Consider the following 13876-nt stretch of genomic DNA (forward strand, 5'->3'; position numbering starts at 1 on the left):
CATCCGGCGGGGACCGGGGCCGAAACGAGCCGTTTCTACGGTCGTCACCACGGACGAGATGCGACGTGATCGCAGCAGCTGTGGAGGCGTGTGATGACCAGTACGACCGCTACGACCGCACCGCGCAAGGGGAGCCGCTGGATCGAGCGGTGGGACCCCGAGGACGAGACCTTCTGGAGGGAGACGGGGGAGAAGACCGCCCGGCGCAATCTGGTCTACTCCGTGCTCTCCGAGCACATCGGGTTCTCGATCTGGTCCCTGTGGTCGGTGATGGTCCTCTTCATGGGCCCCAAGTACGGGATCGACCCCGCCGGGAAGTTCTTCCTCATCGCCACCGCCACCTGCGTCGGCGCCCTGGTCCGCATCCCCTACACCTTCGCCGTGGCCCGCTTCGGCGGCCGCAACTGGACGGTGGTCAGCGCGCTGCTGCTGCTCGCGCCCACCGTGGCCGCGTGGGTGGTGATGGAGCCCGGGACCTCGTACGGCACGTTCCTGCTGGTGGCCGCGCTGACCGGGGTCGGCGGCGGCAACTTCGCCTCGTCGATGACGAACATCAACGCCTTCTTCCCGCTGCGCAAGAAGGGCTGGGCGCTCGGCCTCAACGCGGGCGGCGGCAACATCGGCGTCCCCGTGGTCCAGCTCGTCGCGCTGCTGGTCATCGGCACGGCCGGGGCCGGCCACCCCAGGCTGCTGCTCGGCGCCTACATCCCGCTCATCGTGATCGCGGCCGCGCTCGCCGCGCTGCGGATGGACAACCTGGCACCCGTGCGCAACGACACGGGCGCCGTACTGGAGGCGGTCCGCGAACCCCACACCTGGATCATGGCCTTCCTCTACGTCGGCACCTTCGGGTCCTTCATCGGCTACAGCTTCGCCTTCGGACTGGTCCTCCAGACGCAGTTCGGCCGCACCCCGCTCCAGGCGGCCTCGCTCACCTTCATCGGGCCGCTGCTCGGCTCGCTGATCCGGCCCGTCGGCGGGGCCCTCGCCGACCGGTTCGGCGGGGCGCGGATCACCCTTGGGACGTTCGTGGGGATGGCGGCGGCCACCGGAGTGGTGATCCTGGCCTCCGTACGGGAGTCCCTGCCGGTGTTCCTCGTCGGCTTCGTGGCGCTGTTCGTCCTCAGCGGGCTCGGCAACGGCTCCACGTACAAGATGATCCCCGGCATCTTCCAGGTGAAGGCGCTGGTGCGCGGCATGAGCGGCGAGGACGCGGCCGCGTACGGGCGGCGGCTGTCCGGTGCGTCCATGGGACTCATCGGCGCGGTCGGCGCCCTGGGCGGGCTCGGCATCAACCTGGTCTTCCGGGCCGCGTTCCTCGGATCCGGCTCGGGCACGGCGGCCTTCGTGACCTTCCTCGGCTTCTACGCGGTGTGCTGCGCCGTCACCTGGGCGGTATACCTTCGCCGGCCCGCCCGGGTCATGATCCCCGCCCCGGGTGCGGAGGCGAAGCCGCAGCTCACCTCGGTGTAATGGCCGACACATCCTGGTTAACGGCACCGAAATACGCGTGAACCGAGCCTGATACGCCCCCAGGGCAGGCTCGGTTCACGCGAACGCGACACCGGGCCCCGGACCGGGCCCGGCGCCGGCCCGGATGCCGGAACCGACCACTGCGCGAGGCAGGTCACCATGTACGACGACACCCCCACCGGGCCGGTCCCGGCCGCCGGGCCGCTCGCGGGCTTCACCATCGGGGTCACCGCCGCCCGCCGGGCCGACGACCTCATCGCCCTGCTGCGCCGCCGCGGGGCCACGGTGCTGCACGCGCCCGCCCTGCGGATCGTGCCGCTCGCCGACGACACCGAACTGCTGTCCGCGACCAAGGAACTGATCGGCTGCGCACCCGACGTGGTCGTGGCCACCACCGCCATCGGCTTCCGGGGGTGGATCGAGGCCGCCGACGGGTGGGGGCTCGGCGAGGAACTGCTCGGGCGGCTGCGGGAGACCGAGCTGCTGGCGCGCGGGCCGAAGGTCAAGGGCGCGATCCGGGCCGCCGGGCTCGTGGAGACCTGGTCCCCGGGGTCGGAATCGCTCGCCGAGGTCCTCGACCGGCTGCTGTCGGCCGGGGTGGCCGGCCGGCGCATCGCCCTCCAGCTGCACGGGGAGCCGCTGCCCGGGTTCATCGAGGCGCTGCGGGCGGGCGGGGCCGAGGTGGTCGGCGTACCGGTGTACCGCTGGATGCCGCCCGAGGACCTCGGCCCGCTGGACCGGCTGCTCGACGCGGTGGCCGCGGGCGGGGTCGACGCGATCAGCTTCACCTCGGCGCCGGCGGCCGCCTCGATGCTGGCGCGGGCCGGGGAGCGGGGCGTACGGGAACCCGTGCTCGCGGCGCTGACCGGCGGGTCGGTGCTGTCGGCGTGCGTGGGCCCGGTGACGGCCCTGCCGTTGCAGGCGGAAGGGGTGGTCACGGTCCAGCCCGAGAGGTTCCGGCTCGGCCCCCTCGTACAGCTCCTGTGCCAGGAACTCCCGGGCCGGGCGCGGGTACTGCCGGTCGCCGGCCACCGGCTGGAACTGCGCGGCCAGGCGGTCCTCCTGGACTCCGAGCTCCGCCCGGTCCCACCGGCCGGCATGGCCCTGCTGCGGGCCCTGGCCCGCCGCCCGGGCTGGGTGGTGGCCCGCTCCGAACTCCTGCGCACCCTCCCGGGCGCGGGCCGCGACGAACACGCGGTGGAAACGGCGATGGCCCGCCTGCGCGTGGCCCTGGGCGCGCCGAACCTGATCCAGACGGTCGTCAAGCGGGGCTACCGGCTGTCGCTGGACGCGGGCGCCTGCGCGGACTGACCGGCGGCCCACCGGGGGGTGGCAGGGCTCCGCCGGGTCCGTTAGCGTGCCCGGATGATCACTGACGGGGTGGAGATGCGCGAGCTCCGGCCGGCGGACGCCGCCGGGCTCGCCGAGGTGCTGGACCGGAACCGGGCGTACATGGCGCCCTACGAGCCCGATCGGTCCGAGTGGTTCTACACCGAGGCCGGGCAGTCGGCGCGGATCGAGGATCTGCTCGCGGACCGCGACGGCGGACGGTTGCGGCCCTACGTGCTGATCGGGGGCGGGGTGCTGATCGGGGCGATCAACCTCGGCTCCATCGCGCTCGGGCCGCTGTGCAGCGGCGGCGTCGGCTACTGGGTGGACCAGGCCTGGGCGGGCAGGGGCGTGGCCACCGCCGCGCTGGAGGAGGTCTGCCGGATCGCCCGCGAAGAGGTCGGGCTGCACCGGATCGAGGCCGGGACCCGGGTCGGCAACCTGGCCTCGCAGCGGGTGCTGGCGAAGGCGGGCTTCGAACAGTACGGGCTCGCGCGGGGCTACCTGCACGTCGGCGGGGAGTGGCAGGACCACTGCCTCTTCCAGCGACTGCTGCACGACGACCCGCCCGCCGTCTAGTACCGCTGGTACCGCGCTGACGGGCGAACGATGCCTGACGCGGCTCTAGCCCCCCGGCCGGGGGACGGGCACTCTGGGGGCACGCCCCAAGAGTGAGGCGGTGACGGGTATGTGGTTCGACTCCGGGCGGATCTGCCTGGACCTGGTGGCCACCTCCGGCTCCCGCCGGGACGGCGGGGGTGCGGAGGGGATCCGGGACGGGGACGAGCTGCGGCTGTGGCTCGCCGGAGCCGGGCTGGTGCCCGACCGGACCCCGCTCGCCCGGGTGGGAGCCGACTGGGTACAGGCCTTCCGGGTGCTGCGCGCAGACGTCGAAGGCCTCGTACGGGCCGAGCTGGCCGGGGCGCCGCCGCCCGGGGCCGCGCTGGCCCGGGTCAACGCGGCGGCCGCCGGTCCACCCCCGGGACTGTGTGCCGTACAGGACCAAGAAGGGCACCTCGTCCGGGAGTTGTGCGGCGGGGTCGAATGCGCCGGACTGCTCGCCGCCGTGGCCCGGGACGCCGTGGAACTGCTCACCGACCCCGGGGACCGGGCGCTGCTGCGGGCCTGCGAGGGGGACGGGTGCGCCCGGGTCTACCTCGACACCTCCCGCGGACACCGGCGCCGCTGGTGCTCCAGCGAGCTGTGCGGCAACCGCGAGCGCGTGGCCCGCCACCGGCGCCGCGTGCTCGAAGCCCGGCCAGGATGACCCCCGGCGGGAGCCGCCCGGAGCGGCCCGCCGGGCCCCGCCGGACGTGATCTTCGTCTTGATCCGCGAGCCGTCCCGGAACGGGCGTGCGCGCGGGGGCCCCTTCGCGTACGGTTGACGGTCGCCCATGCACGACCGAAAGGGGCCTTGGTGGCCGCGCAGAATGCCGCTGTCGACAGCACGGCGGATTCCGTCCGCGATCGGGAGATCGCGGTCGAGCAGACGCATCTCGATCACGTGTACCGACGCCTTGAGGAGAAGATCCACGAGGCGGAGTTCCTGATGAACGACGCCGCCAAGCGTGGCCAGGTCGGCACGCCCGGCGCCCTCGCCGAGCGGGACGCACAGGTCTTCCGCGCCGGGATCCACCTCAACCGTCTCAACAACGAGTTCGAGGACTTCCTGTTCGGCCGGATCGACCTGGTCCTCGGCAAGGACGGGGAGCGCGGCCCGGACGGCGCGTTCACCTCCGTCGACCCCGCCGACGACGCGATCCGTGCCGATCTCACGGCGGATATCGCCGAGACGCTCCACATCGGCCGCATCGGGGTCCTCGACTCCGACTACGCGCCGCTCGTCATCGACTGGCGGGCCCCCGCGGCCGCGCCGTTCTACCGCTCCACGCCCAAGGAGCCGGGCCGCGTCGTACGCCGGCGCGTGATCCGTTCCAAGGGGCGCAAGGTGCTCGGCGTCGAGGACGACCTGATGCGTCCCGAGGTGACGGCCTTCCTCGACGGCAGCGAGCTGCCCGCCATCGGCGACGGCGCCCTGATGGCCGCCCTCGGGCGGGCCCGCACGCACTCGATGCGGGACATCGTCTCCTCCATCCAGGCCGAGCAGGACCTCGTCATCCGGGCGCCCGCCGCCTCGGTCGCCGAGGTCGCGGGCGGACCGGGCACCGGCAAGACCGCCGTCGCCCTGCACCGCGCCGCCTACCTGCTCTACCAGGACCGGCGGCGCTACTCCGGCGGCATCCTCATCGTCTCCCCGACCCCGCTGCTCGTCGCGTACACCGAGGGCGTCCTGCCCTCCCTCGGCGAAGAGGGCCAGGTCGCCATCCGCGCGCTCGGCTCGCTCGTCGACGGGGCCGAGGCGACCACGTACGACGATCCGGCCGTGGCCCGGATCAAGGGCTCGTCCCGGATGCTGAAGGTGCTGCGCAAGGCGGTACGGGGCGCCCTGGAGCTCGGCGGTCCCGGCGGCACCGCTCCGGACCGGCTGCGGGTGGTGGCCTTCGGGCGCCGCCAGGAGCTGGAGGCCGCCGATCTCGACCGGATCCGGCAGAACGTCCTGTCTGGCACCGCCCCGGTGAACCTGCTGCGCCCGCGCGCCCGCAAGCTGCTCCTGGACGCGCTGTACTCGAAGTCCGGCGGGGCCGGCCGGCACAGCGACCCGGAGCTCGCCGCCGAGCTGCGGTCCGCCTTCGACGAGGACATCTCGACGGAGGACGCGTTCATCGAGTTCCTGAACGCCTGGTGGCCCGAGCTGACCCCGCGCGCGGTGCTGGCCTCCATGGCCGACGAGCGGCGTCTGGCCCGCTGGTCGCGCCGGGACCTGAACCCGCGCGAGACCCGCCAGATGGCGCGTTCCCTGCGCCGGGTGGGCCCGGACGGCAAGGGCCCGCTGTCGGTGCACGACGTGGCGCTGCTGGACGAGCTGCTCCAGCTGATCGGCGCGCCCGCGCGGCCCAAGAAGAAGCGGCAGATGGACCCTCTCGACCAGCTCAGCGGGCTGGAGGAGCTGATGCCGACCCGCGAGGAGACCCAGTGGGAGCGGGCCGAGCGGATCGCGGCGGAGCGCACCGAGTACGCGCACGTCATCGTCGACGAGGCCCAGGACCTGACGCCGATGCAGTGGCGGATGGTGGGCCGGCGCGGCCGGATGGGCACCTGGACGGTGGTCGGGGACCCGGCGCAGTCCTCGTGGACGGACCCGGAGGAGGCGGCGGCCGCGCGTGACGAGGCGCTGGGCTCGCGGCCGCGGCGGCGGTTCACCCTGACGGTGAACTACCGCAACCCGGCCGAGGTCGCGGAGGTCGCCTCGCGGGTGCTGAAGCTGGCCGCGCCGGGCATGGAGCCGCCGACGGCGGTGCGCTCCACGGGCCTCCAGCCGCGGTTCACGGCGGTGACGGAGGATCTGCGGGACACCGTCCGGGAGGAGACCCGGCGGCTGCTGGAGCAGGTCGACGGCACGGTCGGCGTGGTCGTGGCCATGGACCGGCGGGCGGAGGCCGCGGACTGGCTGGCGGATCTGGGGGAGCGGGCGGTCGCGCTGGGCAGCCTGGAGGCGAAGGGCCTGGAGTACGACGCCACGGTGGTCGTCTCCCCGGCGGAGATCGCGGACGAGTCCCCGGCGGGCCTGCGGGTGCTCTACGTGGCCCTGACCCGTGCGACGCAGCAGCTGACGGTGGTCTCCACGGCCCGGGACACCCCGGACGCGCAGGGCGTCGCGGCGCTGCTCCAGCCGTAGCGGGGGCGGGCGGTCCGGGGCCGGGTGGCTGTTCACCGGTTGTCCTCCGGGCCGCTCAGGGCCTCGTACGGCTGGTTGGTCGGCGGCCACTCGCGTGGTCGGCACAAGCTTCTGCCGGTAGGGGGATCGCTTCCGGCGAACCTTTGTTAGCCTGGGTTACGGCACCGACTCGATCCAAGCCCCCGGGCCCAACCTTCGTCGCCTAGAGCGACCACTTGCCGCGAGGCGAGCATGGCGGGTCGGTGTCGTAAACGTATGAAGTACCAGGTCCGCGCCCTCCGCTCAGTGGGGGGCGCGGACCTTTTTTGTATGGGCCACCTATTCCGGCGGCCCCGAAAATCTCGTATGGTGGAAGAGTCTTTCCGAAATTTGTAGCTGGTTACCTTGTACCGGCTGGTAGGTGGGACGATCGGACAACAGGTCCTGCCGCACCTGCCATGTTCTCGGCCGGTACAGCGCAGGACCCTGCGTGTACAGAAAAACCAGGGACAGAAGAGGAACACGGCCATGGCAACGGCGCCCAGCGTCTCGTACTCGATGACGGTCCGCCTGGAAGTGCCCGCGAGCGGAACCGCGGTCTCCCAGCTCACCACCGCCGTGGAGTCCTCCGGTGGCTCGGTCACCGGCCTCGATGTGACGGCCTCCGGCCACGAAAAGCTCCGCATCGACGTCACCATCGCCGCCACCTCCACGGCGCACGCGGACGAGATCGTCGGCAAGCTGCGGGGGATCGACGGGGTCACGCTCGGGAAGGTCTCCGACCGCACCTTCCTGATGCACCTCGGCGGCAAGATCGAGATGGCCTCCAAGCACCCCATCCGCAACCGCGACGACCTCTCGATGATCTACACCCCGGGCGTGGCCCGCGTGTGCATGGCGATCGCCGAGAACCCCGAGGACGCCCGCCGTCTGACCATCAAGCGCAACTCCGTCGCAGTCGTGACGGACGGCAGCGCCGTGCTGGGCCTCGGCAACATCGGCCCGATGGCCGCGCTGCCCGTCATGGAGGGCAAGGCGGCCCTCTTCAAGCGCTTCGCCGGCATCGACGCGTGGCCGATCTGCCTGGACACCCAGGATTCCGACGAGATCGTCGCGATCGTCAAGGCGATCGCCCCGGGCTTCGCCGGCATCAACCTGGAGGACATCTCCGCGCCGCGCTGCTTCGAGATCGAGGCCCGGCTGCGCGAGGCCCTCGACATCCCCGTCTTCCACGACGACCAGCACGGCACCGCCATCGTGGTCCTCGCGGCCCTCACCAACGCGCTGCGTGTGGTGGGCAAGGCAGTTGGCGACGTCAAGGTGGTCATGTCGGGCGCCGGCGCGGCCGGTACCGCCATCCTCAAGCTGCTCCTCGCGGCGGGCGTCAAGAACGCCGTCAGCGCCGACATCCACGGTGTCGTGCACGCGGACCGCCCCGACCTCGTCGACGCCGCCGCGGACTCGCCGCTGCGCTGGATCGCCGACAACACCAACCCCGAGGGCTACACGGGCACCCTGAAGGAGGCCGTGGTCGGCGCCGACGTGTTCATCGGCGTCTCGGCCCCGAACGTCCTGTCCGGCGAGGACGTGGCCGCCATGGCCGAGGGTGCGATCGTGTTCGCGCTCGCGAACCCGGACCCCGAGGTGGACCCGGCGGTCGCCCGCCAGACCGCCGCCGTCGTGGCCACCGGCCGCTCCGACTTCCCGAACCAGATCAACAACGTGCTGGTCTTCCCGGGCGTCTTCCGCGGCCTGCTCGACGCCCAGTCGCGCACGGTGAACACCGAGATGATGCTGGCCGCCGCGAGCGCCCTGGCCGACGTGGTCGGCGAGGACGAGCTCAACGCGAACTACATCATCCCGTCGGTCTTCAACGACAAGGTCGCGGGCGCGGTCGCCGGAGCCGTCCGCAAGGCCGCCTCGGCCGCCGTGACGGCCCCCACCCAGGCCTGATCCCCGGCGCGTCGCGGGATGCGGGCCCGCCGGGCCGCCTCTAGGGTTGCGGGGATGCCCGCGTGGCCCGCGGTCCGCGGTCCGCGTCTCCGGACGACATCCGGATGCCATCCGGACGCACCGTCCGGACGCCTTCCGGTGCGGACGGAGCGTCACCGCGGCGTGACTGTGGCGCTTTTCGTGTGACCCCGGCGGGTGCCGGATTGGCTTTCCCGCCGCTGGTGGGGGCAGGATGCGTAACCGGGCGAGAGGGTCTGACGTCAGACCCGGGTCCGGGGACTGTCCTAGGGCCCTGGCAGCATCGGCTTCGATCTCACGCCTCTAAGGCACGTTGAACACGGGAGTACAACATGAACCGCAGTGAGCTGGTGGCCGCTCTGTCCGAGCGCGCCGAGGTGACCCGCAAGGACGCCGACGCCGTTCTGGCCGCGCTCGCCGAGACCGTCGGCGAGATTGTCGCCAAGGGCGACGAGAAGGTCACCATCCCCGGCTTCCTGACCTTCGAGCGCACCCACCGTGCCGCTCGCACCGCGCGCAACCCGCAGACCGGCGACCCCATCCAGATCCCGGCCGGCTTCAGCGTGAAGGTCTCCGCGGGCTCCAAGCTCAAGGAAGCCGCCAAGGGCAAGTAGTCCGCCCTTGTGCCGAGGGCAGTACAGGCCCTTGGGACGGCAGTAGTACGTAGTACGCGAGAGGCGGCCACCCGGCACCGGGTGGCCGCCTCTCTGCCGTCCCGGCGCGGGTCCGGCGTCCCGGAACGCCAGAACGCCCCCACAGGCCCTGTACGGGGCCTCTGGGGGCGTTCTGGGACGGTCTGTGTTGATCTAGACGAGGTCGCCGCCCGGCAGCTCGACCTTGGCGCCCAGTTCCACGAGCTTCTCCATGAAGTTCTCGTAGCCGCGGTTGATCAGGTCGATGCCGTGCACCCGCGAGGTGCCCTCGGCCGCCAGCGCCGCGATCAGGTACGAGAACCCGCCGCGCAGGTCGGGGATGACCAGGTCGGCGCCCTGGAGCTTGGTGGGCCCCGAGACGACCGCCGAGTGCAGGAAGTTGCGCTGGCCGAAGCGGCAGGCGCTGCCGCCCAGGCACTCCCGGTAGAGCTGGATGTGCGCGCCCATCTGGTTGAGCGCCGAGGTGAAGCCCAGGCGGGACTCGTAGACCGTCTCGTGGACGATCGAGAGGCCGGTGGCCTGGGTCAGGGCCACGACCAGCGGCTGCTGCCAGTCGGTCTGGAAGCCGGGGTGGACGTCGGTCTCCAGCGCGATGGCCTTGAGCGGGCCGCCCGGGTGCCAGAAGCGGATGCCGTCGTCGTCGATCTCGAACGCCCCGCCGACCCGGCGGAAGGTGTTCAGGAAGGTCATCATCGAGCGCTGCTGCGCGCCGCGCACGTAGATGTTGCCGCCGGTGGCCAGTGCGGCGGACGCCCAGGAGGCGGCCTCCAGCCGGTCCGGGAGCGCCTTGTGGTTGTAGCCGCTCAGGCGGTCGACGCCGGTGATCCGGATGGTCCGGTCGGTGTCGACGGAGATGATCGCGCCCATCTTCTGCAGCACGCAGATGAGGTCCTCGATCTCCGGCTCCACGGCGGCGTTGGAGAGCTCGGTGACGCCCTCGGCCAGGACGGCCGTCAGCAGCACCTGCTCGGTCGAGCCGACCGAGGGGTAGGGCAGGCGGATCTTGCAGCCGCGCAGCCGCTGCGGGGCTTCCAGGTACTGGCCGCCCTCGCGCTTCTCGATGGTCGCGCCGAACTGGCGCAGCACGTCGAAGTGGAAGTCGATCGGCCGGCCGCCGATGTCGCAGCCGCCGAGGCCCGGGATGAAGGCGTGGCCGAGGCGGTGCAGCAGCGGGCCGCAGAACAGGATCGGGATGCGCGAGGAACCCGCGTGGGCGTCGATGTCGGCGACGTTGGCGCTCTCGACGTACGTCGGGTCGAGCACCAGCTCACCGGGCTCGTCGCCGGGGCGCACGGTCACGCCGTGCAGCTGGAGCAGCCCGCGCACGACCCGGACGTCACGGATGTCCGGAACGTTGCGGAGCCGGCTGGGTTCGCTGCCCAGCAGGGCCGCCACCATCGCCTTCGGTACGAGGTTCTTCGCGCCGCGGACACGGATCTCACCCTCAAGCGGGGTTCCACCGTGAACAAGCAGTACATCGTCGCTGATGCCGGTCATGAATCTCGCGTTCCGGGAGGGGTGGGCGGGGGGCCAGTGATAAAGGGTAAGGGGCAGGACCCCCCTGTTCGTAAGGCTGACGGGGCCGTAGGACTGTCATGAATTAGCCACAACACCCTGGGTGCCCGCCAGGTGGCGGAGCGTCTCCTTCCGTCCGGCTTCCGTCGGGGGGCCTCTCGGGGCCGTTCGTGCGCCCTCTCCGCTGCTGCTGTGCGCCCTGAGCTGCGTACGCTTCGAACGCGCCGTCCACTCCCCCTCGCGGGCGAATGTGCGAGATCATGTCGGCATGACCGAGGTGTCCTCCCTCACAGGGCGGTTGCTCGTGGCCACCCCCGCCCTCGCGGACCCGAATTTCGACCGAGCGGTCGTGCTGCTGCTCGACCACGACGAGCAGGGCTCGCTCGGCGTCGTCCTCAACCGGCCCACCCCGGTGGGTGTCGGCGACGTCCTGCTGCCCTGGGCCCCGCTGGCCGGCGCCCCCGGAGTGGTCTTCCAGGGCGGCCCGGTGGCGCTGGACTCCGCGCTCGGGGTCGCGGTCATCCCGGGGGAGGAGGGGCCGCTCGGGTGGCGCCGGGTGCACGGGGCGATCGGCCTGGTGGACCTGGAGGCTCCGCCGGAGCTGCTGGCCGCGGCGCTGGGAGGGCTGCGCATCTTCGCCGGATACTCGGGCTGGGGCCCGGGGCAGCTGGAAGCGGAACTGGGCGACGGGGCCTGGTACGTCGTGGACTCCGAGCCGGGCGACGTCTCCTTCCCGGATCCGGAACGGCTGTGGCGGGCGGTGCTGCGGCGCCAGCGCAGCGAGCTCGCGATGGTGGCCACCTATCCGGACGACCCGTCGCTGAACTGACCCCGCCCGGGATCGGTACCCTGGCTTTCATGAGCACTCTTGAGCCCGATCGCGGGACTGGTACGGGGACCCTCGTAGAGCCGACGCCGGTGGTTTCCCACGGTGACGGAGACCACGAGCGCTTCGCCCACTACGTCCAGAAGGACAAGATCATGGAGAGCGCGCTCGGGGGCACCCCCGTCGTCGCGCTCTGCGGCAAGGTCTGGGTACCGGGCCGGGACCCGAAGAAGTACCCGGTCTGTCCCATGTGCAAGGAGATCTACGAGTCCATGGGCCCCGGCGGGGACAAGGACAAGGGCGGCAAGGACAAGTAGTCCGGCCCCTCTGCGGCTCCTCTTCGCAGGACCAAGGCCCCCGGATGCGCTGTGGCGCGCCCGGGGGCCTTTGCCTTGCCCGGAGGGCGCGTTAGGGTCGCCGCGTAAGCATCCTGTGCGTCCTGTGAAACGTGCGTTGCGCATGCTGCAACGGTGGAGGGGTCGAAGCCATGCCCGAGTTGATTCCGGAGCCCCGGTACGCGCGGTTCGCCCCCGATGGCGGGGTGCTGGAGCTCGCCGATCCGCTGCTCGCCGCCGGAGCAGGCACCGAGGGCGTGGCCCGCTGGCTGCGCCGCGAGCTCGGCGCGGCCACCGGCTGGGCCCTCCCGGCCACGGCCCCGGTCCCGGTCCCGGGGGACTCGTACGGCGACCGCACGGTGATCCGGCTCGTGCTGCGCCCGGAGATCGCGCGGACCATGGGCCCCGAGTCGTACGAGCTCCACGTTGCGCCCGGCTTCGTACTCCTCGAAGGAGCCGACCCGGCGGGCCTCTTCTACGCGGCGCAGACGCTGCGTCAGCTGCTCGGGCCCGACGCCTACCGGCGGGCCCCGCTGCCGGGGGCGGTGTGGCGGCTGCCGTACGGGGACGTCCTCGACGGCCCCCGCTTCGGCTGGCGCGGGATGATGATCGACGTCGCGCGGCACTTCATGCCCAAGGACGGGGTGCTGCGCTACATCGACCTGCTCGCCGCCCACAAGCTCAACGTGCTGCACCTGCACCTGACGGACGACCAGGGCTGGCGGGTGGAGATCAAGCGCTACCCCCGGCTCACCGGGGTCGGCGCGTGGCGGGCGCGCAGCCGGTGGGGGCACCGGGCCTCACCGCTGTGGAACGAGACCCCGCACGGCGGCTTCTACACCCAGGACGACATCCGCGAGATCGTCGCCTACGCCGCCGAGCGGCACGTGAGGGTGGTCCCCGAGATCGACGTGCCCGGGCACTCGCAGGCCGCGATCGCCGCGTACCCGGAGCTGGGGAACACCGACGTGGTGGACACCGCCGCGCTGGAGGTGTGGGACGACTGGGGGATCACCGAGAACGTGCTCGCGCCCACCGAGGCCGTCCTGCGGTTCTACGAGGGGGTCTTCGAGGAGCTGCTGGAGCTGTTCCCGGCGGAGTTCTCGCCCTTCGTGCACGTGGGCGGCGACGAATGCCCCAAGGCGCAGTGGAAGGCCTCCGCGGCCGCCCAGGAGCGGATCCGCGAGCTGGGGGTGGACGGGGAGGACGGGCTCCAGTCCTGGTTCGTCCGGCACTTCGACGGCTGGCTCGCGGAGCGCGGCCGCCGGCTCATCGGGTGGGACGAGATCCTGGAGGGCGGGCTGGCCCCCGGGGCGGCGGTGTCCTCCTGGCGCGGGTACGCGGGCGGGATCGCCGCCGCGGAGGCCGGCCACGACGTGGTGATGTGCCCCGAGCAGCAGGTGTACCTGGACCACCGTCAGGCGGGCGGCGAGGACGAGCCGATGCCGATCGGGTACGTGCGGACATTGGAGGATGTGTACCGGTTCGAGCCGGTACCGCCGAAGCTGTCCGAGGAGGCCGCGGCCCACGTGCTGGGTGCCCAGGCCAATGTGTGGACCGAGGTGATGGAGAACCAGAGCCGGGTCGACTACCAGGTGTTCCCGCGCCTCGCGGCCTTCGCCGAAGTGGTGTGGTCACGGCTGCCCGAACCGGCGCGGCGGGACTACGGGGGCTTCGAGGCGCGGATGGCCGCGCACTACCGGCGCCTGGACGTGCTCGGGGTCGACTACCGGGCGCCCGGCGGCCCGTTGCCCCGGCAGCGCAGGCCCGGGGTGCTCGGACGCCCGATCGAGGGAGCGCCCCCGAACGTGTGACGAGCCCCCCGTGCGGATGAGGCGGTGCGGCGGGGCCGGGCGGTGGCCGGGCGGGGGCCGACCCTCGCGTCCGGTGCTTCGGAAGATGTGCCAGAGTTGCCACGTCCCGGCGGTGAGCACGTACCGTACGGCGGACAGGCGTGAGCGCCGGGACCGGGACATCGGGAAGGGGCAGCTGGGTTGACCACGCACGCACCGCACACACCGCAGGCACGGGATGCGTCCCAGGGCCCCCAGGACGACCC

At 72.3% G+C, this 13876-nt stretch carries 11 protein-coding genes; 10 read left to right on the plus strand and 1 reads right to left on the minus strand.

What is annotated here, in order from left to right; translation table 11 throughout:
* Positions 1-93: 93 nt before the first annotated feature.
* The 7 genes from ACFXDJ_RS24395 (at position 94) to ACFXDJ_RS24425 (ending at position 9102) form a co-directional block, all read left to right on the plus strand.
* Positions 94-1473 (plus strand): nitrate/nitrite transporter, encoded by a 1380-nt coding sequence (locus ACFXDJ_RS24395; RefSeq protein WP_384654085.1) that lies wholly within the window; start codon positions 94-96, stop codon positions 1471-1473.
* Positions 1474-1632: 159 nt separating this feature from the next.
* Entirely contained in the window at positions 1633-2784 is a 1152-nt protein-coding gene (locus tag ACFXDJ_RS24400) for a uroporphyrinogen-III synthase (RefSeq protein ID WP_384654083.1), read from the plus strand.
* A gap of 54 nt (positions 2785-2838) precedes the next feature.
* On the plus strand, positions 2839-3381 hold the full coding sequence (locus ACFXDJ_RS24405; RefSeq protein WP_384654081.1) for a GNAT family N-acetyltransferase: 543 nt from the start codon (positions 2839-2841) through the stop codon (positions 3379-3381).
* Between the two features lie 109 nt (positions 3382-3490).
* Positions 3491-4069, plus strand: coding sequence for a CGNR zinc finger domain-containing protein (locus tag ACFXDJ_RS24410; RefSeq protein WP_384654107.1), 579 nt, complete (start codon positions 3491-3493; stop codon positions 4067-4069).
* A 150-nt stretch (positions 4070-4219) separates the two neighbouring features.
* A complete protein-coding gene (locus tag ACFXDJ_RS24415) occupies positions 4220-6538 on the plus strand; it encodes a HelD family protein (RefSeq protein ID WP_384654079.1) in 2319 nt (772 codons plus the stop codon).
* A gap of 507 nt (positions 6539-7045) precedes the next feature.
* Positions 7046-8470 carry an NAD-dependent malic enzyme gene (locus tag ACFXDJ_RS24420; RefSeq protein ID WP_384654077.1) on the plus strand — a complete coding sequence of 475 codons (1425 nt, stop codon included), beginning with the start codon at positions 7046-7048 and terminating at the stop codon, positions 8468-8470.
* Positions 8471-8820: 350 nt separating this feature from the next.
* Positions 8821-9102 carry an HU family DNA-binding protein gene (locus tag ACFXDJ_RS24425; RefSeq protein ID WP_030161324.1) on the plus strand — a complete coding sequence of 94 codons (282 nt, stop codon included), beginning with the start codon at positions 8821-8823 and terminating at the stop codon, positions 9100-9102.
* 192 nt (positions 9103-9294) lie between these two features.
* Here the strand turns inward: ACFXDJ_RS24425 and murA are convergent, their stop codons facing one another.
* Entirely contained in the window at positions 9295-10638 is a 1344-nt protein-coding gene (gene murA / locus ACFXDJ_RS24430) for a UDP-N-acetylglucosamine 1-carboxyvinyltransferase (protein WP_384651784.1), read from the minus strand.
* Positions 10639-10924: 286 nt separating this feature from the next.
* On the opposite strand from murA, the gene ACFXDJ_RS24435 reads away from it, so the two are divergent.
* From ACFXDJ_RS24435 to ACFXDJ_RS24445, 3 genes are all read left to right on the plus strand, one after another.
* Positions 10925-11485, plus strand: a complete 561-nt coding sequence (locus ACFXDJ_RS24435) for a YqgE/AlgH family protein (protein ID WP_384651782.1) — start codon at positions 10925-10927, stop codon at positions 11483-11485.
* A gap of 29 nt (positions 11486-11514) precedes the next feature.
* On the plus strand, positions 11515-11799 hold the full coding sequence (locus ACFXDJ_RS24440; RefSeq protein WP_384651780.1) for a DUF3039 domain-containing protein: 285 nt from the start codon (positions 11515-11517) through the stop codon (positions 11797-11799).
* Between the two features lie 170 nt (positions 11800-11969).
* Positions 11970-13631: a beta-N-acetylhexosaminidase gene (locus ACFXDJ_RS24445; protein ID WP_384651778.1), complete on the plus strand. Its 1662-nt coding sequence runs from the start codon at positions 11970-11972 to the stop codon at positions 13629-13631.
* The last annotated feature ends 245 nt before the right edge of the window (positions 13632-13876 follow it).

The sequence above is a fragment of the Streptomyces sp. NPDC059443 genome, assembly GCF_042750105.1.
In the GTDB taxonomy this organism is placed as follows: Bacteria; Actinomycetota; Actinomycetes; order Streptomycetales; family Streptomycetaceae; genus Streptomyces.

Coding starts and splice junctions, on each gene's coding strand:
- ACFXDJ_RS24405 (WP_384654081.1), top strand. CDS start 2,839: ATGATCACTGACGGGGTGGAGATGCGCGAGCTCCGGCCGGCGGACGCC.
- ACFXDJ_RS24445 (WP_384651778.1), top strand. CDS start 11,970: ATGCCCGAGTTGATTCCGGAGCCCCGGTACGCGCGGTTCGCCCCCGAT.
- ACFXDJ_RS24440 (WP_384651780.1), top strand. CDS start 11,515: ATGAGCACTCTTGAGCCCGATCGCGGGACTGGTACGGGGACCCTCGTA.
- ACFXDJ_RS24410 (WP_384654107.1), top strand. CDS start 3,491: ATGTGGTTCGACTCCGGGCGGATCTGCCTGGACCTGGTGGCCACCTCC.
- ACFXDJ_RS24420 (WP_384654077.1), top strand. CDS start 7,046: ATGGCAACGGCGCCCAGCGTCTCGTACTCGATGACGGTCCGCCTGGAA.
- ACFXDJ_RS24395 (WP_384654085.1), top strand. CDS start 94: ATGACCAGTACGACCGCTACGACCGCACCGCGCAAGGGGAGCCGCTGG.
- murA (WP_384651784.1), bottom strand. CDS start 10,638: ATGACCGGCATCAGCGACGATGTACTGCTTGTTCACGGTGGAACCCCG.
- ACFXDJ_RS24400 (WP_384654083.1), top strand. CDS start 1,633: ATGTACGACGACACCCCCACCGGGCCGGTCCCGGCCGCCGGGCCGCTC.
- ACFXDJ_RS24425 (WP_030161324.1), top strand. CDS start 8,821: ATGAACCGCAGTGAGCTGGTGGCCGCTCTGTCCGAGCGCGCCGAGGTG.
- ACFXDJ_RS24435 (WP_384651782.1), top strand. CDS start 10,925: ATGACCGAGGTGTCCTCCCTCACAGGGCGGTTGCTCGTGGCCACCCCC.